We start from the raw sequence: 24686 nt of genomic DNA on the forward strand, positions 1-24686 counted from the left end.
GAATTTAACCGGTTTCATACGGAAATTGATAAAGAAACCCTATTTTCGGGCCCACTCCTCTAATACCATGCTGAAAAACCTAACCGTCGCAGCCCTGCTGCTTTGCACCATAACAACCCTTGCGCAAAACGCTCCTGTTTCCGCCACAGACAATTCTCCGGCCAAAGCCCTTTTCAGGCAAAAAGACACTCCGTACTGGATCGACAATTTCCGCCAGCTGAGAGACGCGATCTATCAGAAAAACATAGGCAAATCAAAAGCCTTTTTCCAGTTCCCGGTAGCCTATGCAGGCAATGAGATCTGGTACGTAGCCACGCCGGGTCAAACCGTATCTGCCGACAATATCAAGCCTTTTACTGATAAAGACCTCACTAAATACTTCCGGAGCTTGTTCCCCAAAGGCTTTACGAAAGCGCTGTTGAAGGTCAAGACCGAAGAGCTCTTCAAGAACGGTGAGCATACCACACCTGCCATCATTGAAGGAAATACTGAATACGTCCTGTACTCGACCTACGACAAAGCTGAACACATGCTTCAACTTAACCTGGCTTCCAAATTCAACCTGAATAATGAAGACGATGAAGTGGGCGAATACAACATCATCTACTACTTCACCGTAACAGAAAAGGGGCACCTGATCTTCAGCCATATCTCCACCGCCGGCTAAAACGATCCCTGGCAACAGACAAAAGCTCCGTGGTACCCACATCATCTCCAGGTATTATCTTTGCGCGTATATGCTTCCCGAAATTGAGTACCGCATCGCCCAGGCAGCCATTGAATTTGAAGATGGCAGAAAACTGTTTGAGGAATATGTCGCCTCACTGGGAGTGGACCTCTCCTTCCAGGACTTCAGCCAGGAATTACAGGTAATTGACCGGCAGTACAACCAGCCGGAAGGCGCCTTATTACTCGCCTACCAGGATGGCGTAGCAATCGCCTGTGCAGGTGTACGTAAACTGGACGATAGCACTGCCGAACTGAAGCGCATGTACGTAAGGGACGGCTTTAAGGGGCAGGGCATTGGTGTGCAACTGATGCAACGTTCGCTGCAGGTTGCCCGCGAACGGGGCTATCGGAAAATAAGGCTCGACACACTCAAAACCATGATCAAGGCCCAGGCTTTGTACAGGTCTTTCGGTTTTTATGAGATCCCCTCCTACCGCTATAATCCGCTGGAAGGCGCTGTTTACATGGAAAAGGAACTATAAGCCGGGGCAGTTGAACCTGTAATTTGGAAACTACACTGCACAAATCAGGCAGTTCAACCATTTCAGCTTTCTTCCTTCATTTAATTCGATTTTCTTCGCAGCTGTATGTGTATCTAGCTCAGTCGCATACCTAAAATTCCAAACTATGAAGTCCAATATCCCAAACAGGCCATGCCTGTACATGCTCCTGCATCAACTTTCGCCACAACCGGCGCTACACACGGAAATATTCCATAAAATTTTATTGGCAGCTATCAACTAAAGCATCTTAGCCTTTATAATAATTTATTGTCTGGCGGTTTACCAACCTGGCCGGACGGGACCTTTATTTTCTAATACAAACCTCTATTCACAAAAAACAACAATTCATGAAAAAACCCGTAATTCTGTTTGGTATGTTGGTGGCAGGTAGCTTAGCATTTACCTCCTGTACCAAGAACCTGAAAGACGATGTCAGCGACCTGAAAAAAGAAATTGACTCGCTGAACAAAAGCAATGCAGAACTGGAAGGTCAGGTAGGCGGCATTGAAATTATCCTTGGCGCTAATGAACCCATTACAGCTACCACCACCTTTACCGACAACAACAATGCGACTGTAACCGTTAAAGACACGTATAAATTCAAAGCGGGCAACTCCTCCACGCAATATGCGAAAGGCAACAGCGATGGCACCTACCGAATTTACATCGAGCGTTTCAGCGATGTAGAATGGTATGAAGGCGCCCGCGTGGAATTCGTGTATAACCCAACAACCAAGGAGATCACGCAAAAAAGAGTACGTCATTATTGGGATAGCCCGGACAACTACAACGATAACGCCGACTATGGCACCATATCCCCTACCCACTCTGGCTTACAGATCAACATTACTGTCAACAACTTTAATGCCACCACGGGTGAAATTTCTCTTACTGTTGCAGCAAGTGGAGATGCCACCTACTCAGGTCTCGAGACCTATTACTCACCCAATCCTGGTAAGCCTTACAGCACTTCCTTTGCCTATACAGGTAAGGTGAAAGTGTTCCCTTACGTGCCTTAACAGAACCGGATAAACGACCATTAAGTCAGTTAACTAAATCCAAATCTTTACAAAATCAACATCTATGAAAAGATCGTTCCTGATACTGGGAATATCCATAGCAGGCCTGGCCTCGCTGCCATCCTGTACGAAGAACCTGAAGGATGATATCAAATACCTGGAGACCCAGGTAGACTCGCTCAAAAAGCGCAATGCTACTTTACGGGAACAGGCGAAAGCCACGCAAAATGTGCTGGGTTCCGACGAGCCGATCATGGCTACTACCACCTACAAGGATGCAAGCGGCGCCGAAAAGAAATACCAGGACACCTATAGTTTTAAAGGGGGCAACTACTCGACGCATTACATGGTGGACCTCGAAGACGGCACGTATGAAATTTACATTGAACGCTTCAGCGATGTTGAGTGGTACGAAGGGGCGTGGACCGAGTTCAGGTACAATCCAACTACCAAAGAACTCACGCAGAAACGCGGTGGACAATACTGGGAAAACCCCTCTCAATGGTTCAACCCATCCTATAATGGCGGCAGCACCGGTTGTGTAGTGGATATCAACCTGAAGTCGATCAACATGACTACCGGAGACATATCAATCGACTTCACCGGCACAGCAGATGGCACTTATACGGCCGGCAGCAGCCGGTGGCCCAACCCCGGCGCAGCGCATACTACGAAATTTTCTTTCACAGGAAAGCTGAGTGTCCTGAAGAGAGGATTCTAAGCAACCCGTTTCGCTCATTTCATTAACAGTACCAGTTACTCAAAATACAATTATGAAAAAACCAGCAATTATTTTAGGTATAATCATGTCAGGCTCCCTGGCATTCACCTCGTGCACGAAAGACCTTAAGAACGATATCAGCGATCTTAAAAAGGAAGTAGATTCGCTGCATTCCAGCAACGATAGCATAGCCGGCCGCCTCAACGGCATCGACATCATCCTCGGCGCCAACGAACCTATTGTAGCTACCACCACCTTTACCGATAACAGCAATGCTACCAGGACGATCAAGTCAACCTATAAGTTCAAGGCAGGCAATAGCTCAACACAGGTTGCCCGCGGCTACGCGGATGGCACTTACGAAATTTATATAGAGCGATTTGGCGACGTGGAATGGGATGAAGGTGCGGCGGTTCGGTTTAGGTACAACCCTACTACCAAAGCAATCACGGAAAAGAGAGTATACCACTATTGGGACAATGCCGACGCCTATCAGGACCGTGCTTATTACGGAGAGGGGTATGACACCCATGAAGGTCTCACCATCAACATTACAGTAAACAACTTCAACATTACCACCGGCGAAATCTCGCTCAACGTGTCGGCCAGCGGCAATGCCGACTATGCAACGGCTGTTTACAATTGGGGATATGCCCCGGCCAACGGCAAAGCATACAACACCGCCTTTACTTTCGCTGGCAAAGTGAAAGTATGGCCCTATAGTGGAAGCTAATTTACTCCCATCCTACATCCTTAAAAGTTAACAGCGATGAAACGATCATTTATAGTGTTGGGAATATCCCTGATGGGGTTGGCCACCTTACCCTCCTGCACCAAGAACCTGAAGGACGATGTCAACGACCTTCAGTCGCAGGTGGATTCCCTGAAAAAACGAAATGCGGCCTTAAGGGATCAGGCAAAAGCTACCCAAAACATTCTGGGGGCCGATGAGCCGATCACCGCTACCACTACGTACAAAGATGCCTCTGGAGCCAACAAGGTGATCAAAGAAACCTATAGCTTTAAATCGGGCAATTATTCAACGCACTACATGGTGAAGAAAGACAATGGCCTGTATGAAGTATATATCGAACGATTCAGCGACGTGGAATGGTACGACGGAGCCTGGTGCTATTTTGACTATGATCCGGCAACTAAGACCATCTCGAACCAGGGAGGCGGTCATTATTGGAGACAACCCGATTATGACTATGCGTACTACAATGCTCCTTCGGGCACTGCCGGCTGTGAAGTTACTATCAACCTGAAAAGTATCGATGTAACAACAGGCCAAATATCCGTCGACTTCAGCGCGGCTGCTACGGCCGCCTATACAACGAACAATTATAACTTCCCCAACCCGGGCCAGGCATGCGCCACCAACTTTTCTTTTGCCGGTAAGTTGAGCGTGCTGCAAAGAGGTTATTGATCAGCGTCTTTTATTTTAGAACGGTAAACAGCGGCTGCATTGAGGGATCAATGTGGCCGCTTGGCTTTTAGGACCCGTAATCGTGTAAAAATCCGACAGAAGTCATCCGGTGACGCCGGGGACCCCGTCCATCCCAAATCAACTCGCGCCAATTTTTGTTCACTTCGCGCAAACTTACATACACCTGACACCCCCATCGATCTGCCGTGCGCCTGCAATTGCTTCTTTTTGCATCCATAACAATAAAACCAACTAAGACATGAAGTCCCTTTACCTGGGTATAGTGCTACTGTTGTGCGGTCTGGTGCTGCACTCCTGTAGAAAAAACGACAAGTTCAAGCCCACCCTCCAAATTGATAAATCAACCATCAACGTTACTGCGGAAGCTGGCAAAGCTTACCTGCAAGTGACCTCCAATACGGATTGGACCATCACAGGCATGCCAGCATGGCTGGAAGTCAATCCTAAAACCGGTAAGGGAGATACACGCATAGAATTATCCTATCCAGTCAACGGCAATCCTGAAGCACGCGCCACCGCGCTTACCGTGAAAGCCGAGGGCGTTCTCAACAGCACGGTCGAATTTGCGCAAACGGGCACCAACCCTTCATTGCTGGCTGACAAAAACACCTTATCTGTTACGGAAACTGGCAGCGAAGAAACGCTGGTCATCACCTCCAACGTAGCCTGGACCTTAAGCAGCATTCCATCCTGGATCGTTGCCGATAAGACCAATGGACTGGCTGGTATTACAACGGTTAAGCTAACCATCGCCGCCAATGCGACCACTGCTCCCCGGAAATCAACCTTGAGCCTGATCAGTTCCTTTAATGGCGTAACACCCGTCAATATAGAGATCAACCAGGCACAGCCGCCGGTAACCATTAGCGCATTTACCACCTTTGGCAGGGGCGGTGACGAAGTCACCATCGACGGCACAGGCTTTTCTGATGTTAAGGACAAGAATACTGTTACTATCAATGACAAAGCCGCTACCGTTACAGCAGCAACCACTACCAGGTTAAAAGTTACTGTTCCGCTAAAAGCAGGAACCGGTGTGATCAAAGTAAAAGTAGGAGAAAGAGAGATTGCTACACTCGCCAACTTCAATTACGAGTGGATATGGATGGTCAGCGACTATGCAGGTACTGGTATTGCCGGTGTCTTCTTTAACAATCCCACCGGTGTAGCAGTAGATACGGAGGGCACGGTATATGTGGCCGACCAGAATGCTCACGCCATCTACAAGCTGACGCCCAATGCAGGAGGAACTGCAACCGGCGCATTATTTGCTGGCGATGCAGGCCTTGCGCCCGGGCTAGTGGATGGCCAGGGTACCAGTGCCCGTTTCAGCCTGCCCACGAAATTAGCTGTCGACGAGGCAGGGAATGTATATGTAGCAGACGCGGATAATAACCGCATCCGCAAGATCACCAAGGGCGGATTGGTATCTACCATCCCGATTACGATCGATAGACCACAGGGCGTTGTTGTACTATCCAATGGTTATATATATGCAACAGAAGGCACCAACAATCGCGTTATGCAAATCACCAATACCAATGTAGTATCGGTTTATGCGCATAACAATGCAAGTGTACCGAATTTCCAGGGACCGATGGGTATCGCCACCGACGGCACCAAAGCTTTGTATATCGCCAGTAACTATAACAACAAGATCGGAGTAGCCTATCTGCCAAAAGATGGCGGCTGGTCATGGGGCACCCTCGCAGGCACCGGCGCCAACGGCAACGATAACGGTGCTGGCGCAACAGCAACGTTCGATGGTCCCAGAGACATAGCAGCAGACCAACATGGCAACATTTACGTAGCCGACAATGCCAACCATATGATCAGGAAGATCAACATCAACAATGCCGACGTTACTGTATCGTCCTTTGGCGGAAGCAGCAACGGACAGACCAATGGGCCATTGATGGCAGCCACTTTTAGCTACCCGCAAGGCATCACCGTTTCGAAAGATGGAACAACCATGTATGTATGTGATATGGGGTCAAAGAAGATCAGAAAGATAGCTTATCAATAAGCGCGCATTGCATTTATGTGAAAACCCACGCCCTGTTGATATGCCCTCAAGAGCCCGGCTTTTGGGGGCTTTCTTTTACGCTACCACGTACGACATCATTACTTCATCCACAAACCGACCTTCGCTTTTGAGGTGGGTATATTTGCGTAGTACCCCCTCTTGCTGAAAGCCGGCTTTTTCATACAGGCGAATGGCCTTTTCATTGCCTGTATAGGTACTCAATTCAATGCGCAAAAATCCTTTTTCTTTACAGAGCGCAATGATCTCCTCCATCATTTTGCCGCCTAGTCCCCTCCCCATCAGGGTTGGCTCTACCGCCAATCCACCAACATATACGATGTGGGCACTACGGTGAGTGGCGGGGATCAGCTTGAACATGCCTGCAGGGACAGCGTCCTGCTCATAGATATAAATAATATTCTTAAGCAGTAAGTCACCAAAGATCGGCTTGAATGTTTCTTCATCCATGAGTTCGTACAACAAGAATGGATTGGTGGCGGGGTGCATGTAGAGGCGATAAATGAAATCGAAGTCCTGCTCGCGGATAAGTCGGGTCATTTGTTTTTCTTTTGGCTTTGAGAAAGCAAAACTACTGTATTTGAGCAATTCGCCGGCTCTGCCGTCTATACCCTTATGCGGGGATCGCTTTTATACTACAGAAGGATAGAATTATACATTGACCGCAGGCGCCATACCCACCAACTTTGGGGTTTCAAACTACTACTAATATGGATGCTATCGAACTGGTGCCGGGCAACAGCCTCATCACCAAAACTCCGGAGGAGGGCCGGCACCTGGCCATCAAAATGTCCAGACTCATTATCAAAATAACTCAGCCGGATGCTGCCATGCGGGAAAAACTGCGGCCACGGTACGCAGAGGATGCTGCCATGCTTATTTCGATCGGACAAACCGTGGCCATGGAATTTGCCACAATAGCGGCTGCCAATAATTACTGGCGGAATACTCAGTAAGCAGGTCTACAATACTTTGCAGGTAAGGGTACAGTAGTAGAGACCTTTGATGGATGGTCCGCCTGCAAAACTGTAATAATAAGTGTTGAAGAGATTGGAAGCTCCCACCTTTACGCCCCAGTTGTCTTTGATCGGGTGGTATTGCACCTGCGCATCGACCGTATTGTGTGGAGGAAGCCATTCCGTAGCCAGTGAAGAAACCCAAAGATACCTGCTCTGCCAGCGAAAGTTTGCCTGAAATCCGAAGCGCGACCACAGGTGGGGGTTTCCGATATACAAGTTGTACATCCATTTCGGCGTATTGTACCCGTCTTCCAGTCCGTCATTCCGTGTAGTGCGATCCAATCGGGAAAGGGTTACATTACCGCCCACTGTGTAGGCACGGTAAAAATTCCATGAAACACCCATGGTGGTGGCAAAATTATAACAAACGGTCTTCGAGTTGGTCCAGAGGCGATACCTGTCCTGCTTTTGCCGGTCGTTCATATAGAACAACAAACTATCGGGCACAGTGGCTTTGGGTATGTTGGCCTCTATCTGCGCCATCAGGTGGTGATAAACATTGTAATAGAAGTCTACATCCATGATCAACCTGTTCTTTAGCAGGCTGGCGCGGTAGCCTGCTTCGATGCCATGGATCTCTTCGGGCCTGATATATGTGTAGCTATTCCTGACCAGCAGTGCCTGGTTTTTCACCACCGCCTGCGCTACCGTGAGGCCATTGGTATTGACGTCTTTTGTATTGGCCGCCTGGAAAGCATCGACCGATGCGCGGAGGTAACTATTCTCAAAGATACCATTCGACATCACCGGCAAACCTCCCACCCTTTTTACGCCACCGCTGTTGATATTGGAAAATGCCTCGAACAAACTGGGGAAACGATACCCCTGCTGCAAGGCCAGGCGGAAATTGTGCTGCTGTACAGGTGAATATACCATCGACAGCCGCGGATTAAGCCTCGCTTCGAAGTATTGGTTCTTATCGACCCTCAACACAGCATTGATCTTCAGGCTTTGACCAAAGAAGTATTTGGTGGCCTGTATAAAACCGCCTGCTTTCCGGTAGTGAAGGTTGGAGCCTTGCTTGACGGGGTTGATAAAATAATTTCCATCAGGCACCACGATATACTCCCTGTAATCGGCCCCATACAGGAGAGATAGTTTGTGCCTGGTATTGAGCTTCTTGAAAAGGTCGTCGGTAAGCGTATGTTGCACTTCTGCATGCACCATCGATGCCTTCACGCGAAGCGCCGCTCCCTGGTCCCAGTTGTTGATATCCCGCAGGCGATCAATAATAGCAGCTGTTTCCGCCGTATTGGGCTGCGGCCTGCCTTTGTCGGCAAAACTTCTTGCCGCCTCCATAGCAGCCGGCACCGTGCTCCCACCGGATACCGAGGTTTTGTATTGCCTGGAGAAGTCGGCGAACCAATCATTATCACTTTTGAACTGCCGGTCTATATTTTCCGCCATGGAACGGATATTGTACGAATCGCCGGTATTCTCGCTATTAATATATGCCCTGAATTGAACGCTGCGCGTACTCAGGGTGAGACTGTGCTGGCTGGTGATATAATTATCCAGGCGAAAGCGGTTGGTGCGTTGGTAAATGGTATTGCTGCGCGCAATACGGAATGTGTAAGATAGTTGAACGTGAGCTGAAGGCCGGTAAGCCATGGTGAGGTCTCCCTTGATATTATCCAGGTCATAACTGGCCATATCCCTTTCTGCATAACCGGTGCGGCTTACCACATATTGCTTACCACCCAGGGTAAGCGTACGCCGGTTGGATGCTTCATCTCCATAAACATTCACCAGGTCCTTTCCCGGATTTTGATGTACGGTAAGCCCCGTAGACAGGTTGGCCAGCTCATTGAGATCGGTGAGGTCATTGGCTACCCAATCGTACCCCCGCGAATACGTACTATTCACTTTAATAGCAAATTTGTTGTTCCAGGCTTTGGCCCAGCGCAGGGAAGATTCGATAAAGAGAGCGGGATCGTGCAGATCACTACTTACATGGTTGACACCTGTTTTTTGCATCACCGTCAAACCCTGGTAAAGGAATGGATCCTTCACTATAAAATTAGCGGTTCCGTTGATCGCATTCATGCCGTAAAGGGCAGATGCCATGCCAGGCAATACCTCAACTCGCAGAATATCCAGATCCCCGGGCCCCAGCGCATTGGCCATCGGGGCGCCGATATGGGGCGCCTGTATATCCATACCATCCACCATCTGCACAAAACGTACATTGGTGGTATTCGTAAAGCCACGGGCATTGATGACCTTGAAGCCAAGGCTGGGAGTGATCAGCTGGATCCCTTTGATATTCTCTATGGCATCGAAGAAGGAAGGCTGGGATGAGTGCCGGATGGCACGCAGATCAAGGTGTTCAATGGTTACCGGCGCCTGCATGATCTTTTCACCAACGCGGGAAGCAGACACGACTACTGCCGATAAGTTCTCCGCACTATCCTTTTTCGGCTGGGCCGGCTGGGCATGTGCAGATTGCCCCCGAACTATAAGCATGACGAGGGTGTATGCAATTAGTTTGCAGTTAGTGATGTTCATGAATCGCCTTTTCCTACGACAAATCTAATCATTCTGCAGACTTTCGCAACCTGCCTCTCCTGCGCCCGGCGCTAACCCCTTATGGGTTAGCGGCAGCGATGTCCTTTCTTCCTACAGGCCATATGCCCGGCGTTGGGAATGAAACGCCTTTCGTGGCGCCCGGCACACTATTGTCCTGACCGAATCCATACAATGGCCAGCCCTTATAAGTGAGTTGCTTTTTACCAAACACCACAATAGATCCAAACAGCGTTTTGTCCAGCACCGACGGCACTACTACCTTATCTGTTTCATAAATAGGCCATACGCCGTTGTTGGAGAAATCGGCCTTGGTGAAGGAATTGACGTTTTGTTTATCCTTGCTGAAGGTGTACAAGGTTACACCTTTACTATCGGTGAAATAAACCGTTTTACCCGTTCCTTCAGTAAAATTGGCAAGGTAGTTTTTACCATCGGCTCCTACCAGCTGCGCATTGCTCAGCATCACCGAATAATCGGGCTTAGCAACATACCAGTTACCACCAAAGCCTTCGCCTTTCACTTCACCGGCAGCTTCGGGTGTATTGGCGCCGTTCGCCAACGGCGCGTAATAATACAACGGACGTCCCTTATAGATCAACTGGGCTTTGCCGCTACCGGTAGTGCCGGTTGTAAAATCACTCAGCGTAAGCCCTGCACCCAATTTATCGGCACTCAGCGTAGCGTTGAATACCGGCCACAATGCTTCGCACCCACCCGTGCAGGTATTTGCACCAGTTGCATCACTCGCAAAAAAGTAAAGCGACCTGCCATCCTTGTCCACCAGCATATTGCCCAGTGTGGCATGAGCCTTCAATTGCACTTCCAATACAGGTTGCGGATCCTTGTCATCTTTCTTGCAACCGATAACACCCATTGTCAATGAAAATCCCATAAGGGCAGCCTTCAAAAGCCTTTGCCCATTCAGTACTTTTGTCATGTTTAATAGTTTTGATGTACACCAATAAAACTCCAGGCACTAAAACAGCTGTTTTAATTCTATCAGTTGACCTTACCTGGAAGTAAGGCCTATAGCATCCGGTAAATGAGTACGTGGAATTGAATAAAACCAGGAAACCAGGGTACCTGGGAGAGTTTTATGCTAACATAATACCCGGGCAGCAAGGAAAAGGTTGCCTCACGGTAGATTTTTTTTACATTCGCACCTATCAATTCGGGCTGCCAGCCTTTCCAATGCCTGACTACATCAGAACACCATGAACCAATTCATCAAACGCCTGCCATTCATCGTCATGCTTTGCTGCTGCCTTCATTCATCCTTTGCCCAGCATGAACCCCGGTATGTAGATGCGTCGTCGCTGCTCATCGTTGGTAAAGCAAAAACAACCGACTCTGTCTACCGGCGTATCGACAGCATTGACCGAAGCCCCATGCCAGACGCCGTTAAAAGGCTGGCACAGCAAAGCGCGGGGATTGCCATACTCTTCGAAACCAATTCTACCAGTATCCGCACACAGTGGAAGTTGGATGGCGAAGTGCACATGTCCAATATGACTCCAATAGGTCACAGCGGCCTTGACCTATATTGCCTGAAGGATGGGCAATGGCAATTTGTAAGTGTGGGAAGGCCGGGTACAGGAACCCAGCAATCACAGCTGATCGTGGGTAATATGGATAGTTCGCTGAAACAATTCATGCTCTACCTGCCCCTCTACAATGGCATGAGCGCTCTGCAAATTGGTATTGACGGGCAAGCAACTATTCAAAAACCAGCGAAGCCTGGCATCAATCAGTCAAGGAGAGTGGTGGTGTATGGCTCCAGTGTAGTACAGGGTGCTTCAGCGGGCAGACCCGGCATGGCCTATCCAGCTATTTTGCAGCGCAGAACAGGAATGGATGTGATCAACCTTGGTTTCAGCGGCAGTGCCAAAATGGAGCCGGAACTGGCCACCTACCTCGCCACCGTGCCGGCAGATTGTTATGTACTTGATTGCATTCCCAATCCCTCACCGGAACAGATCAGGGAACGCTCCTACCCTTTCATAAAATCACTGCGGGAAAAGCAGCCATCTACACCGATTGTTATCGTTGAAACAATCTTTCGGCAGAACGGCCTGTGGGACCGCAAAATAGGAGAAACAGTGCGCCAACAAAATGAAGCCATCAAAACTACCTACGAGCGATTGAAAGCGGAAGGCATGAAGGATCTCTACTACATTCAATCGTCGCAACTGATCGGAGAAGATCACGAAGCAACAATCGATGGCATTCACCTCACCGACCTGGGCTTTATGCGGATTGCCGATGCCATTTTACCCGTTATTAAGAAAGCATTGGCCGCAAAACCGAAAAAAACTCATTAGGCTTATCACTAAACAACGGCCTTTTCGTCACAATGGCAACCGTACTCCTGCATTGATGAAAAAAGACCGCGACTTGCCGACGTCGACATTCTGAACATCACTTATGTCGGTTAGGGACCACTCATACTGAAGATCGACGAATATGATCGAGATATCGAGCCCTGCACCGGCATACACACCCCAGGAAGCATTCTTAAAATCGTCTTTATCAAGATCTTTCACAGAGGTTAGAATAAAAGCCGAAAAACCGCCATGTGCGTGCAGACCGATCATCGACTTCTTATCTCCCAATAAATTGATACCGACTCCAACAGGTATACGCAACCCACTGATATCGAAAGAAACATTCTGGGCATTTACGGTGTCTATTTGGTACTCGGTGCTCTTCTGGAGGTAAAACAGGCCCGGCTCAAAGTAGAACTTTTTACCAATAGTTACCGTACCACCGATCTGCCAACCCACTTGTGATTTGTATTCTCCCGTAGAGGGGTCTTTTGAAAAATCGGTGAAATTGATCCCTATTGCGGGTTTGAGCGTAAGTTGCGCGGTTACCGTACTGTGCACGACCAGGCTGAATAAGACAAGCGAATAAAAATGATACTTCATAATCATGATTTTAAAGCCTTCAACCGGATATTGAAGGACGGTTACAAAATGAAGCAGGGCTGAACAGCGGGCCGATGGGACATGATGCGAAGCACGGAAGGCAGTAAAAGACCGGATACCAAAATTATCGATTAAAAATCAGACAACCCTGCCCAACTTGGAAATGGACAGCCTGGATGCTGTTGAATGATGGGTTGAATTCAGCATCACAATCATCTACAATCAACAGCATTCATGGTTTTAATAGTAAATTGCCCCTTCAAAGGCTACCTCTTTTCTTAATGCTCCCCCATTTACGTCGACTGTCCTCACTATCACCTGCTTCAGCCCGGCGCCAGCCATAGACTGGCCATTAATTTTCTTTTATTGTCTACCAATTATTTTATATGAAACATTTAATCATGCTACTGTTTGTTTGCCTGTGCTGCGTGGCCGTCGCACATGCACAAACCTGGAAGGAAATGAACAACGAACAAAAAATGCTGAAGTTGAAAGAATTCAGGGCCGACAATCAAAAATTTCTGAAAGAAAAACTGAGTATGAGTACGGATCAGTTGACGGACATTGACAACGTAAATCTCTGTTTCCTGTCTACCATCGACAGGATCGATCGTTATGGCAAAACCGACGAAGGCAAACAGCAATATGCCAGTGTTGCACTCGCCGCACGCGACGCCCAGCTCGACGCCATTATGGGAACAGAAAAAAGAGACCAGTTTATTGCCTATGTGAAGGCGAAATTGCAAAAGGCGGGATTAGTCGATAAGTAGCGGCCATACCTCAAAAGGAAATATCCCATTGCAGGCGATACCTCCACTGATGGGCCGGCACATCGCCGGTTTTATCATATTCGTAATAACTGCACATAGCTGTAAGTTTGTTCTTATGGCCATTGAAGAACCAATTGAGCGCTCCAGAAGTTTCTCTTTTCCTGGTAAAATCGGCCTCTTTATTAGGCATATAACTGGCATTGCGGAAGGCGAGCTCGAGCGGTTTAGGCCACCAGTCAACTGTTTGGTGAAACATATATCCTGCCTGTATATAGTACCCGTACAGGATATCAGCACGGTTATTGTCCAATTTATCGATGATCTCTTTCCAGTGCAGCTCCGACTGCCAGCTGATTCCCTTATACATGAATGCCGTTTCGATATTGGCCTGGCTCACCCTGTACTGACCGGGCTGTCCGTTCTCGTACCCCTCAAGACTACCACCGCCCGCCTGTGAGAACCGGGTATATGGACTGCGGTTCGTAACTGCCGATATAGCCAGCTCCGCCGCAGGCTTTTCATGTATTTCCAGATCACTGCCTTCAAAGTCGAGATATACACCGAATACATTCCATTGCAGACGCCCGAAATACATGAGGTGATTGTCGTCATTAGAACTATTCCCTCTACCCGTTCCTGTCAGCGCTGCAAACCAGTAATTAAAATCCGCCAGCTTCTTTCCTTTCAGGCGGCCATACAGTTCTACGCCCTGCTGCCTGTCTACCGTAAATGGCCGGTTGATGACGGAGCGGTCCATCATTTGCTGTTCACCACTGCTGATCCTTCTTTCGCGGGTATATTCGACCTTAAATTGTCCTACCATTAATTTCAGCCAGTCCCATTTTTCAACCATGACGGTATAGTTCAACAAATTGGATTGGCTCAATTCATATTCCCAATAATACTTAAGCCAGGGGCGAAACGCATGCCCCCCTATTTTCAGGCGCGCCCGGTTGATCTTGAACACCGGTTTCTTTTCTCCGGTAAAATCATCGAAGGTCACTGGGTCTTCATCTTCCGGTGATGCAAAGCGGAACTGGAGACGTCCCTGGAATTGAAGGAGGAATTTGTTATCGGCTGTTTGAAATTCGAATCCTTTTTCACCATGCCGGATCCTTTTCAGCACCAGTGAATCACTTTCGTCCTGCGCCTGCAGCACGTGGGCTGTTCCCAGGAAAGCCAGGAGCCACCAGCACCATACCGGCATCGAGGGTTGCCGTGCGCGCTTCATCGTTTTTCTTTTTTGCCCAATGACTTACCGATCCCCAGACCGATGGTCCAGGTATCGTAGGCATGCCAACGAAAATCATATTGAAACACGCCAAATACTTCCCAGCCATTCCTGATCTCAACACCATATTCCACCGCAGCTCTATTGAGGAAGAAGCTCTCTTCTTTTGAAAACTCTGCGCCAGCACCAAGTCCAAAGCTCCAATGTTCGGTGGGTTTGAAAAATCCCATCACGGCGGGTGCCAGGGGCCGGGTTCGGTTGATCTCTTCTCCATCCCCCTCCAGGTTCTTCTCTACTTCAAACGACTCATTGATGTAGTCCACATGCATGCCCACTGCAAACTTCCTGACAAACTGAAAATTGTAATCGAAGCCCCAGTAAGGCAGGACAAGGGTTTTGCTGCCGCCGTTCTCTTCGATGCCATGGAATGAATGTTCATGACCGATATTGAGGGCGATACTATGCACGGGGCGGAAGGGTTCCGCTTTCTTGTCCTGCGCCAGGGCATGCTGGCAAAAAATAATACAGCTGCCTGCCACCAGGGTAATAAGCCTTACCAGCCTGTTAAATTCTATATACATGTGCCTTTACATTGGGTACCTGTAAGTACATAGCATTGCAGCGGGATGAACCGGGCTGGTTTCACCCCAATTGTGCAACAACTAAGCAATTCTCCGGTATAGACACTGCAGCGATGGCACGTCCGCCAAAGAAGTTGCTTTTTAACAGGCAGTTCGGAGAATTTCGACGTATCTGTTCACAGGAACACAACATAAATCGAAGTAAGTCATTCCTCATCCAGGATTTAAAAACCCGCACAAGTATGTAAAAGCAGGCAACTTTAAGGAACCTGCACCAATGGTTTACCGATGAGCGCCTGCAGGCCGGGCAGGTCCATCTCGCACCGGGCAACGGCTATTGAACTATTTGATCCGCTGGTCGATCTCGCGCTGCACCCGTTGCGTAAATGCTTCACTCCAAACAGACCAGTGATTGGCCCCGGGCAACAACTCGACTGTAAAATCAGCCTTCATCTTTACGGATGACTCTTTAAACAATTGAACTGCTTTGTCAAGGGAAAAATTATCCTCGGCTCCAGCGTACACGTGTACTTTTCCTTCCAGATCCTTTGCCAGCCGTTTATAGTTTGCCTCTACAAACCAGGCAAGATCATACGGCTTCCAGGATTGTACTACTGCGTGGTCGATGGCACCCGTGGTACGATTGAAAAGCAGACGTGGCCTGCCTGTTGCATCGGGCAATCCGAATTCCGCTTCGAATGATTGCATCTGCCCGCCATCGCCCATAAAATCCTCCATCAATACAAACTGCTTCAACGTGCTGGTGCCCTTACCATTCTCGAGGAAGAAAGGATGCTCCTGCCTTTGTTTATCGTAATAAAGATTGGCCCGCTTTGCGTAGATATCCACGCCGATGAAATTGCTGAAAGCAACCGGGTCGGGCGATACAGCCCAACATCCTCCAAAGGAGGTGGGGTAATTCAATTGCAGCCACAATGCGGCGTAACCACCGGAACTTTGACCCACGACAAAATGTTTGCTCCTGTCCACTTCGATCCTGAACCTGGTGCTGAGGTAAGGCACCAGCTCTTCTACCAGGGCCTTGCCCCAGGGCCCATTTACCCGCGAATCGACAAAGGCATGCAGCCCATAACGGGTTTGTGTTTCGGGATTGAGGTATACGTATATCTTGTCTTTTCCCAGGCGCATCCCGTATCGCTTTACGGGGCCTTTGCTCAATACATCGTAGTGAGTGCCGCCCCAGCCTGGTATCACAAATACAACGGGATAATGCAGGCTGGTATCTTTGCCGTAATCAGGTGGCAACACGATTCCAGCTTTAATAAACACATCGCGCTGTTGAAAACGTGACAGCAGGGCGCTTTGCATCGACACGAGTTTTACCGTATCGTTCTCGTTGAAAGCCCGCTGGGGGAATTTCCGGGAGAGATACAAATGAACGTCGTTGCCAGGTTTTACTTCCACCTTCACATCGCGCGAATACCAGTTACCCGCCAACGCCGTATTACTGCGTTCTGTGGTATCTACATCAAAGACGGCTCCAAATTTATAAGGGCCGGGCTTTAACTTGCTAAATGCTACCGGGTAGCCAATGCAGGTAGAATCGAACAATTGTGCCGTTCCTCCTTTCCATCCGCGAACATCTATGTAAAATGAAGGGGTTGGATGAATGGCATCGGGGTCCTGTACTCCCTTGCTGGTATCGGATGCAGAGAATACATACAAGCGTCCGCTCAGCGACTGGTGCGCCGATGTATCGAGGTGAACATATAATTTGAACTCCTGCGCACCGGCAGCAATAGCCATAGACAGCAATAACAACAAGAGAGAAATACGGAACATATTGATGATGTATTAGGGATTTACTTTGCCTGCCGTAATATTACGACTACGGCCATTCCCGAATACGCCATTCAACTCACATATTCATGTGAAAATAAGCCTTAATAGACCTACCAGCAGTAAAATAGCGACAGCGTTTGCTGCTTCCTGCAATCTGCAACACGATTATGGCAGAAGTAGCCGGCGTGCGTGACAATAAGTGGCTTACCTTTTTTGATAGACCCGTACGTAGTCTACTTCAAATTTCTGGGGAAAGGAGGTTCCCGTAACATCTCCGCCGTTCATGCCTCCCATGGCCAGGTTGAGCAGCATATAGTGGGGTTGCCTGAAGGGATTGAACTGGCTGCCATCCTGGTTAGTCAGTTTATCCTGGGTCACTTTATTTAACAGCTGATCGTCGAGGTAAAGGGCTATGTATTCATCGGTCCAGTCCATGCGCCAGGTATGGAATTGGCTGGCCCATTTTTGTGCGCCCAGGGAATCGGTGTTGAACCGGTTGCTGAACCATTCAGCTTTACCGGTAGCGCCGCGAAAGGCAATATTGGCCAACAACATACCGCGGTAATATTCCATGATGTCAATCTCTCCGTTAGCTGGCCAGGGTTTGCCGATGCCGAGCGTCCACCACGCAGGCCACATGCCTTTATCGATCCCGATACGTGCCCTGCATTCGAAACGACCGTAAAGCCATTGTTGTTTGCCGCGGGTGAGCAGACAGGAGGAGGTGTATTCGATCTGTGGACGATTCTTTCTCCATTCCTTACTTTCTGCTTCGTAGTGGGGATTGGGTTTTGTTTCTTTCCTTGCTTCAATGGTGAGTAAACCATTTCTCATCGATGCATTTCCCTTTTGATACCATTGTTGCTCCTGGTTACGTACAAAACCTTCTTCATAGTTCCAATTGGCTGTATCCGGAACTCCTTTGCCGTTGAACTCATCGGCCCACACCAGTACATAGCCATCGCTGCCGGCGGCCCCGATCGGGGGAGGCGCCAATCGATGATTACAGGATGTTAAACAGGCAACAGACAAGCAGATAACCAGTAAGTTCTTTATTGATAACAGGCAGTTAAGGGTGCGCATGCACAATATTATTAATAATATTTGTTTAAAGCACACTTAATAAAATGATCTCATATGGCTGAGGTAAGGATTGTCTCAATTGATCACTAAAAACTGGTCGCTCAGATAGAGTACGCTTTGAGGACAGGCACGAGACAATAAATTCGCACGGATTTGTCAACCTCATTTTAAACCACTACTACTTATCATGAAAAGAATGAAACAGTACGGCGCCCTACCTGCCATTACCTTACTCCTGGCAGGCGCCTGGCTGGCGGGCTGTAATAAAGACAAGGAAGATGAACCCGTTCCCGAACCGGTTCCCAAATCGGCACATATTGCCTTCGGGACTAGCAGTATTGGCCTCGCCAAAGCCGATTCGGTTTTGGTGACGCTGGTCAATGCCGACAAAACGAAAACGATCACCGGCAAGGGGGCAAAAAAAACAACCGATTACCTGGTCGCGCTCGACACCCTGCCCGCCGGCAATTGGCAGATGGATGTTACTGTGTATTCAAAACCTGGCAACGGAGGCTTTAAGTACACCCTGTCCAAAACGCTCACCTTGCCGCTGGCAGAGAAACTTACTATCGAGGGCCCCACCAGTTTGCTGGCCGACCAGTGGAAATCCTTACTATACATAAAGGAAGCTGGCTTCAGCATCACCGTTCCACTCGATCCCACAGATCCAGCTTTTGAAGTAAGGTCTTTCCAGGGGCCCTGGGGATATGTAAACGTAGAGCGGCATCTCTTCAAGGGCACCACGTCGCTGGATGCAGAGGTATTCCAATGCGGAGCTGAATGCTTCCCGGCCAGTAATATCATCAGTAACAATACTACGTTTGCCGACTTTTCAAACCGGGCAAAAACCAAAGATTGGAACAAGGGGGAGATCTACATCTTTTTGATCAATACTGCCACGAATGACGATAAAACGATCTATTGGCAGTACGACAGAAAATAACTAGCTACAAATCCCAAAAGAACGAGGTCGTCTCATCGCTGAGACGGCCTCGTTTGTTATGTAACCACTGTTCAATATCAAACAAGCTTTGTATCAAAAGCATACACAGCCTTTAAATAGATTAAACTAAACTACTGGTTGTCAACCAGCCTCAAAACTGGCATTGGTTTGGAACCCCATACCTCAAACAATAAACGATATGAAACCAGCCCGGCAGCTTTGCCTTTCCCTGCTTTTCGGATTAGCCCTTCACCTTCCGTCTTTCGCCACCTGGTCAATCATTGTGGTGGACCCGAAAACCAATGAGATCGGTATAGCCGGCGCTTCCTGTACCCTGAGCGTTTACGGCATTGGCCTTATTGTGCCGGATAAGGGCGCCATCGTGGTGCAGGCCATGAGCAATTCGCTGGCACGTTTACAAGGCTTCCGTATGATCATGGATGGCGCTACCCCGATGGCCATATTGGACAAGATCAGGCATCCCGATTTTGATCCTGAACAGCAACAGTATGCCGTGCTCTGCATGAACGACCTCGCACATCCCGCTACTTACACCGGCACAAAAACCAACGCATATGGGGGAACGTTGACCGGGTATGGCATTTCGGTACAGGGCAACACGCTTACCCATCCCGACGAAATACAGGCGATCTTCGATGCTGCGGTTAAGGCACGGAAAGATTCGCTGCCCATCCAGGAAGTATTGATGATTGCCCTCGAGGCCGGCGCAAAAGCCGGGGGCGACAAAAGGTGTGGTGAGCGAAAGGCGTCCAGCGCTTTCCTGACCGTCTCAAAACCAGACGATGTGGAAAAGCATTGGCTAAATCTGGTTATTTACCAAAACGATGACCATACGCATGCAGTGGATGCACTGCGCCAGAAACTCGAAGACTGGAAACTCAAACTGAAATAACCCATTTTCCCGAACCATGGCGAAAATGGACTGCGAAAAGTGTCCTACTACAGGATGTGCCGTTCAATTCACCTCGTCATGCTGCTCCTGGTTGTTGCCACCCATAGCAACTTCGATAACCCTGTACTCCATGCGGAGGATTCAACGAACAGCAGGCTCGTCCCCGGCACCACCGTATCTGACAGCATTTTTCCGCCACCCCATATTGACTTCAAAATTGTGGGTTATGTACTTGATTTCAGAAAACCGGCTTTGATCCCCAACAGCAAACTCAAACAATGCAATGTCATCAACTGGTCCTCGGCAAGATTGCTGAAGAATAATAAACTGTTTATAAAGCACCCTGAAAACCTGAAAGCCTTTGTGGCAAAATCACAGGCGGCGAATTGCAAAATATTATTGAGCATAACAGGCTATCATCAGCATTTCAAAACAATGGCAGGGTCAGCCAGCAGCCGGCGTTCATGCATTCAACAGATCATGGATCTTTTGCGCAGCTATGACCTGAACGGGGTGGATATCGATTGGGAATTTCCCAGCAGGAGGGATAAAACAGACAGTTTATTCTCGTTGTTCTTGCAGGAGTTGAGCGACAGTTGTCATACCAGGGGATCCTATTATCTGAGCTGCGCGATCACACCGGGCGTTAACGGGGGCAGACGAAGCTCCGCCATCAACCAGCAATTCTTACATGGCGATGCCGTAGACTGGTTCAACATTATGATCTATGATGCATTTAGTGTTAGCCGGCCGCATGTTCAGCACAGTACCGCCGCTATGGCCAAAGAAAGCTATTTGTATTGGATGCGGGTACGAAAAATGAAAAAAGAGAAGTGCGTAGTGGGTTTGCCTTTTTATGGAAGGCCAAGCGGCATCCGGCAGTCACCTTACATCAGAACCTATGCAGCGATATTGAGGGCAGGTGGAGATCCTTTCAGTGATAGTGCTGTTATTTCGATCGACAGCAGTAAAATGTTGAAAGACTCCATTGCGCAATACACTATCTACTACAACGGCATCAAAACGATCAGGCTTAAAGCCGGCGCTGCCGGGCAACTTGCCGGCGGCATCATGTTTTGGGCACTGGGCTATGATGTGAACAACCGCTATTCATTGGTTACTGCGGCCCTGAATGCAACGAGGAGAAAACAAAAGCCCAGATAATATTTGCCCAATGGCCAAACAGTATGCGTTTCTGCAGATTACATACTGTTCGCCTAAAATTTAAGTTGCGCGGTACAGGCAGCGAATAGTATGTTTTTACCCGTGCCTACGTCCTGCAAAAAGTCGCTGGCCTTGAACCAGGTAAATTCGCAGCGGAAATAAAGAAACTCATTGGGTATATATTCAATATGTGACGAGTACTGCCGCCCAATGGATCTTTGCCTGCTTTCCCTGCCAGAATAGATCAGTGCCACATTGGGACCATATATGCCGTCGTTAAGGCTGTAGCGCCAGAAGATATCATAATCCATATTGAAATACAGCCCACGCGCAAGATCAAGGGAAAGGGAAGGATGAATGTCGAATAAGTTGGCAGGACCAATTATGGACACCAGTCCAAAATAGCCGCCCCTGGGGAACAGTGGATTGAAGGTTTGTAATTTGTTGTCGTTATAGCTGGCATCGCCACTGATCAGCTCGGTCTTTATACCTGCTTCCGGCTTCATTGCCGTGTTGGCAAACTTGTAGCCCGTGTTTACAGAAAATGTCCAGGCGCTGATCGTTTTGCCGGCAAAGGCCCCGAATTGATAAAGTCCTTCGATATCGTATCTCCAGAACTTGTTGTTGTTCCAGATCCTGCTGCCTAAAGAATGCCTTAACTCTTTCCCGGCACCATCATCGAATTTTGCATTCTTTTTCAGTAAGCCGAAGTAATAGATATCAACATTGTTGATCAAGGGAATCCTGTTTTTGACCAGGTACGCACCCCAGAAACGGGTATTATTGGTAAACCCGTCATCAAATATCAGCTTCTTTGACTGAACAAACCGTGAATAAAAAATATCCGCATTCCAGGTTCTGCGCTTATACAACAACCGGGCGGCATCGAACGATTGCCTGTTATTAGGGCCGTCTCTAACGGCCACCAATCTTTGAGAGCCGTATAATAATTCCTGGCGCCCCATCCTCAATGTCAGCGATTGTGTCTTGTTATTGGTGAAAGCTATATCTGCAAACGCCTGGTGAAGATCCAGTTGATTTTCATCGACCGGGGACGGCGGTGTTACCTTGCCATTGGCAAAACTGCTTTGCAATTGTACAAAGGTCCTGAAGTGCTCCCCGGCATGGAAGTCTGCGTGGGCGAGGTACCTCGTGAGGATGAATCCATCATTATCTTTTGGAGATTCGCCCCAATTCTCATTGGTGAACCGCTGGTACTGGTATCTTATATCGCCCCCCATACTAAGGTAAGCGCTGCCGTTTTTAGACAGCGCTTTGAATTTTGTACTTGCATACCAGCTACTGCTGCTGTCCTGTTGAAGGCTGGAATAGTCCTCTTCGTAGCGGAGTTGCTTAAAAGGCGTTATGTTTTGGGCTACACTTCTACCCCACCCAACGAGGCACAGGCATATGACGACTAGTTGTTTTATCACAGCGGTGTTATTTAGCCTGGAAGAACTCCAACAGATCTTTTTGCACCTGAGCAGTATTCTCCTGAACGATCCAATGCCCGGAGCCCTTAATATTCGAGCCTTTTACATTCTCTGCAACAAGTTTGCAGTGATCCACCAGGAAGGCAGCGCCAAAGTATTCACCTCCCATGGCCAGCAAGGGCATTTTAAGCTTGGTTTTCATGAAGACCTTGTTGTCCAATGCATCCTGGTCAAAAGCGCCGAACCAATGGAAAGCACCTGTTGTTGCGCCTTTCACCGAATAGGCACGGACGAATTCGTCGACTTCTTCTGTGGTGAACGCATCTTTTACGTGACCCACCACCGGCCAGAAATTGGTGAGGAACAGGCGTTCTTTCCCTTCTACCAATTCGCCGGAGTGTGGAAACCCAAAGAAGCCAAACCACCAGGCTGCCGCTTTCACCTGGCTCCAAACCGGCTCTACACCGGGCAGCAATGCATCCATCAGCGCGAGTTTGTTTACCTCGCCGGAGAACTGAGCAGCATAAGCATATGCGACCATTAGGCCAATATCATGACCGGCGAGGTTGATATGTTCGTATCCCAACTCCTTTACCAGTCCGTGGATATAGGTGGCCATGGTTTTCTTGTCATAACCACTATCTGGTTTACCTGATTCGCCAAGTCCTGGCAGATCGGGCGCTATAACCGTAAAATGTTTGGAGAGCTCGGGCAGCAGTCGGTTCCACATATACCAGTTCTGCCCAAAACCATGTAATAATACAAGCGGTTCGCCGGTGCCGCCTTTTACATAGTGGATATCGACGCCGTTGATTTTCGCGGTGGCGTGGCTGAAATTGGCGGGTGGAGCGGCTGGTTGCGCGGCGCCTTTGTTACTGCTGCTGTCGGCCGGTGTAGCAACCGGCGACGAATTTGCTGTTGGTTCATTGCTGCAGGCCCCCAGCAAAAGACTCGTAATAATGAATACTGACAATAGTTTTTTCATGATCCGCTTGTTTTAATAGTATGTGAAGGTTTGTAGTTGACTTTTTGTAATTATTAAGGTAGCTTGCTCAGCCAGTCCAGTATATAATCCGCATCCTCCTTCCAGGTGGATTGGCCTAGCACAAAATGATTTCTGCCTCTAAACGATGCATAATCCGTGATCGAATTGCTTCTTTTGTATTTCCGGTAGTTCGCATAATTGAGGGAAGCGGGTATGGTGTGGTCTTCACTGCCGGATGTCAATAGCAGGGGCGCGTGGGGATTTTCGAAGTTTACTTTAGCTGCTTTCGTGATCGTGTCCCTTACGATCAGTTTCGATTCCGGAATGGCAAATTGGTAGTAGGCTTCTTTTTGTACATCGCAATCCATCCCGTTGGTAAAAGCATATTTCCATTGGGTGAAAGACATCAGAAATGACCGACGCGTGGAAGTAAAGAAACCGAGCGGCCCCCACCCTGCTTTCAAAAAGGAGAATTGGAAAGTAAATACTCCCTGTGGAGGTACTGAATGTATAGCAATGCCAGCACTGCCTGATCCCCTTTGTAACAAAAGCTGAACGATGAGTCCGCCAATAGAATGGCCGATCAGTATCGGCTTTTCAGGAAGTTGGCTGACTATTTGGTCATAGTGATCTGTTATTGCAGGAAGCCGGTTTGCTGCTATATCTTTGTTGGGATGGCTAATGCGCAGGGTTTCTGCAGAAGCTGTTTTATGGGGCCAGGGAGGTGCGATCGTATGGAAACCTTTGCTTTCAAAATAGGTTCTCCATGGATCCCAGCAACTGTGATGAACAAAAGCCCCGGTAATAAAGACGACTGTTTGTGGAAGCATATTACTCAT

24 protein-coding genes are annotated in these 24686 nt (G+C 48.5%); 13 read left to right on the plus strand and 11 right to left on the minus strand.

Going from position 1 to position 24686, the window contains the following annotated elements; translation table 11 throughout:
• Window positions 1-67: 67 nt before the first annotated feature.
• From P2H89_RS23950 to P2H89_RS23980, 7 genes are all read left to right on the plus strand, one after another.
• Window positions 68-667: a hypothetical protein gene (locus P2H89_RS23950; protein WP_275831723.1), complete on the plus strand. Its 600-nt coding sequence runs from the start codon at window positions 68-70 to the stop codon at window positions 665-667.
• Window positions 668-737: 70 nt separating this feature from the next.
• Window positions 738-1211 (plus strand): GNAT family N-acetyltransferase, encoded by a 474-nt coding sequence (locus P2H89_RS23955; protein ID WP_275831725.1) that lies wholly within the window; start codon window positions 738-740, stop codon window positions 1209-1211.
• A 368-nt stretch (window positions 1212-1579) separates the two neighbouring features.
• The gene (locus tag P2H89_RS23960; RefSeq protein WP_275831727.1) at window positions 1580-2251 is read left to right on the plus strand and encodes a hypothetical protein; all 672 of its coding nucleotides are present in this window, start codon (window positions 1580-1582) and stop codon (window positions 2249-2251) included.
• Between the two features lie 64 nt (window positions 2252-2315).
• The gene (locus P2H89_RS23965; RefSeq protein ID WP_275831729.1) at window positions 2316-2972 is read left to right on the plus strand and encodes a hypothetical protein; all 657 of its coding nucleotides are present in this window, start codon (window positions 2316-2318) and stop codon (window positions 2970-2972) included.
• A gap of 52 nt (window positions 2973-3024) precedes the next feature.
• Entirely contained in the window at window positions 3025-3705 is a 681-nt protein-coding gene (locus P2H89_RS23970; protein ID WP_275831731.1) for a hypothetical protein, read from the plus strand.
• A gap of 36 nt (window positions 3706-3741) precedes the next feature.
• Window positions 3742-4401, plus strand: coding sequence for a hypothetical protein (locus P2H89_RS23975; RefSeq protein WP_275831733.1), 660 nt, complete (start codon window positions 3742-3744; stop codon window positions 4399-4401).
• A 259-nt stretch (window positions 4402-4660) separates the two neighbouring features.
• The gene (locus tag P2H89_RS23980) at window positions 4661-6448 is read left to right on the plus strand and encodes an IPT/TIG domain-containing protein (RefSeq protein ID WP_275831735.1); all 1788 of its coding nucleotides are present in this window, start codon (window positions 4661-4663) and stop codon (window positions 6446-6448) included.
• 75 nt (window positions 6449-6523) lie between these two features.
• On the opposite strand, the gene P2H89_RS23985 is transcribed toward P2H89_RS23980, so the two are convergent.
• On the minus strand, window positions 6524-7006 hold the full coding sequence (locus P2H89_RS23985; RefSeq protein ID WP_275831737.1) for a GNAT family protein: 483 nt from the start codon (window positions 7004-7006) through the stop codon (window positions 6524-6526).
• Window positions 7007-7176: 170 nt separating this feature from the next.
• Here P2H89_RS23985 and P2H89_RS23990 point away from each other — a divergent pair, with 170 nt between their 5' ends.
• The gene (locus tag P2H89_RS23990; protein ID WP_275831739.1) at window positions 7177-7422 is read left to right on the plus strand and encodes a hexameric tyrosine-coordinated heme protein; all 246 of its coding nucleotides are present in this window, start codon (window positions 7177-7179) and stop codon (window positions 7420-7422) included.
• Between the two features lie 6 nt (window positions 7423-7428).
• Here P2H89_RS23990 and P2H89_RS23995 read toward each other — a convergent pair whose 3' ends face one another.
• Window positions 7429-9993 (minus strand): TonB-dependent receptor, encoded by a 2565-nt coding sequence (locus P2H89_RS23995; RefSeq protein ID WP_275831741.1) that lies wholly within the window; start codon window positions 9991-9993, stop codon window positions 7429-7431.
• Window positions 9994-10072: 79 nt separating this feature from the next.
• Window positions 10073-10951 (minus strand): hypothetical protein, encoded by an 879-nt coding sequence (locus P2H89_RS24000; RefSeq protein WP_275831743.1) that lies wholly within the window; start codon window positions 10949-10951, stop codon window positions 10073-10075.
• Window positions 10952-11228: 277 nt separating this feature from the next.
• Here P2H89_RS24000 and P2H89_RS24005 point away from each other — a divergent pair, with 277 nt between their 5' ends.
• Window positions 11229-12335 (plus strand): SGNH/GDSL hydrolase family protein, encoded by a 1107-nt coding sequence (locus tag P2H89_RS24005; RefSeq protein WP_275831745.1) that lies wholly within the window; start codon window positions 11229-11231, stop codon window positions 12333-12335.
• 27 nt (window positions 12336-12362) lie between these two features.
• On the opposite strand, the gene P2H89_RS24010 is transcribed toward P2H89_RS24005, so the two are convergent.
• A complete protein-coding gene (locus tag P2H89_RS24010) occupies window positions 12363-12941 on the minus strand; it encodes an outer membrane beta-barrel protein (protein ID WP_275831747.1) in 579 nt (192 codons plus the stop codon).
• A gap of 386 nt (window positions 12942-13327) precedes the next feature.
• Here P2H89_RS24010 and P2H89_RS24015 point away from each other — a divergent pair, with 386 nt between their 5' ends.
• On the plus strand, window positions 13328-13711 hold the full coding sequence (locus P2H89_RS24015; protein WP_275831749.1) for a hypothetical protein: 384 nt from the start codon (window positions 13328-13330) through the stop codon (window positions 13709-13711).
• 10 nt (window positions 13712-13721) lie between these two features.
• On the opposite strand, the gene P2H89_RS24020 is transcribed toward P2H89_RS24015, so the two are convergent.
• The 4 genes from P2H89_RS24020 to P2H89_RS24035 form a co-directional block, all read right to left on the minus strand.
• Window positions 13722-14942 (minus strand): porin, encoded by a 1221-nt coding sequence (locus P2H89_RS24020; RefSeq protein WP_275831751.1) that lies wholly within the window; start codon window positions 14940-14942, stop codon window positions 13722-13724.
• Window positions 14939-15523, minus strand: a complete 585-nt coding sequence (locus tag P2H89_RS24025) for a hypothetical protein (protein ID WP_275831753.1) — start codon at window positions 15521-15523, stop codon at window positions 14939-14941. The genes P2H89_RS24020 and P2H89_RS24025 overlap by 4 nt, the downstream gene beginning before the upstream one ends.
• 342 nt (window positions 15524-15865) lie before the next feature.
• Entirely contained in the window at window positions 15866-17326 is a 1461-nt protein-coding gene (locus P2H89_RS24030) for an alpha/beta hydrolase (RefSeq protein ID WP_275831755.1), read from the minus strand.
• A gap of 204 nt (window positions 17327-17530) precedes the next feature.
• Window positions 17531-18409 carry a glycoside hydrolase family 16 protein gene (locus P2H89_RS24035; RefSeq protein ID WP_275831757.1) on the minus strand — a complete coding sequence of 293 codons (879 nt, stop codon included), beginning with the start codon at window positions 18407-18409 and terminating at the stop codon, window positions 17531-17533.
• Between the two features lie 187 nt (window positions 18410-18596).
• Here P2H89_RS24035 and P2H89_RS24040 point away from each other — a divergent pair, with 187 nt between their 5' ends.
• The 3 genes from P2H89_RS24040 (at window position 18597) to P2H89_RS24050 (ending at window position 21429) form a co-directional block, all read left to right on the plus strand.
• Entirely contained in the window at window positions 18597-19352 is a 756-nt protein-coding gene (locus P2H89_RS24040; RefSeq protein WP_275831759.1) for a hypothetical protein, read from the plus strand.
• A gap of 199 nt (window positions 19353-19551) precedes the next feature.
• Window positions 19552-20265, plus strand: coding sequence for a DUF1028 domain-containing protein (locus P2H89_RS24045; RefSeq protein ID WP_275831761.1), 714 nt, complete (start codon window positions 19552-19554; stop codon window positions 20263-20265).
• A 54-nt stretch (window positions 20266-20319) separates the two neighbouring features.
• Window positions 20320-21429 carry a glycoside hydrolase family 18 protein gene (locus tag P2H89_RS24050; protein WP_275831763.1) on the plus strand — a complete coding sequence of 370 codons (1110 nt, stop codon included), beginning with the start codon at window positions 20320-20322 and terminating at the stop codon, window positions 21427-21429.
• A gap of 53 nt (window positions 21430-21482) precedes the next feature.
• Here P2H89_RS24050 and P2H89_RS24055 read toward each other — a convergent pair whose 3' ends face one another.
• Genes P2H89_RS24055 through P2H89_RS24065 form a run of 3 tightly spaced genes read right to left on the minus strand, consistent with a single transcriptional unit; the run spans window position 21483 to window position 24686 of the window.
• Window positions 21483-22862, minus strand: a complete 1380-nt coding sequence (locus tag P2H89_RS24055) for an alginate export family protein (RefSeq protein ID WP_275831765.1) — start codon at window positions 22860-22862, stop codon at window positions 21483-21485.
• Window positions 22863-22869: 7 nt separating this feature from the next.
• Window positions 22870-23847, minus strand: coding sequence for an alpha/beta hydrolase (locus P2H89_RS24060; protein ID WP_275831767.1), 978 nt, complete (start codon window positions 23845-23847; stop codon window positions 22870-22872).
• A gap of 53 nt (window positions 23848-23900) precedes the next feature.
• On the minus strand, window positions 23901-24686 hold the full coding sequence (locus P2H89_RS24065; RefSeq protein ID WP_275831768.1) for an alpha/beta hydrolase: 786 nt from the start codon (window positions 24684-24686) through the stop codon (window positions 23901-23903).

It is taken from the genome of Paraflavitalea sp. CAU 1676, from assembly GCF_029223285.1.
GTDB lineage: Bacteria > Bacteroidota > Bacteroidia > Chitinophagales > Chitinophagaceae > Paraflavitalea.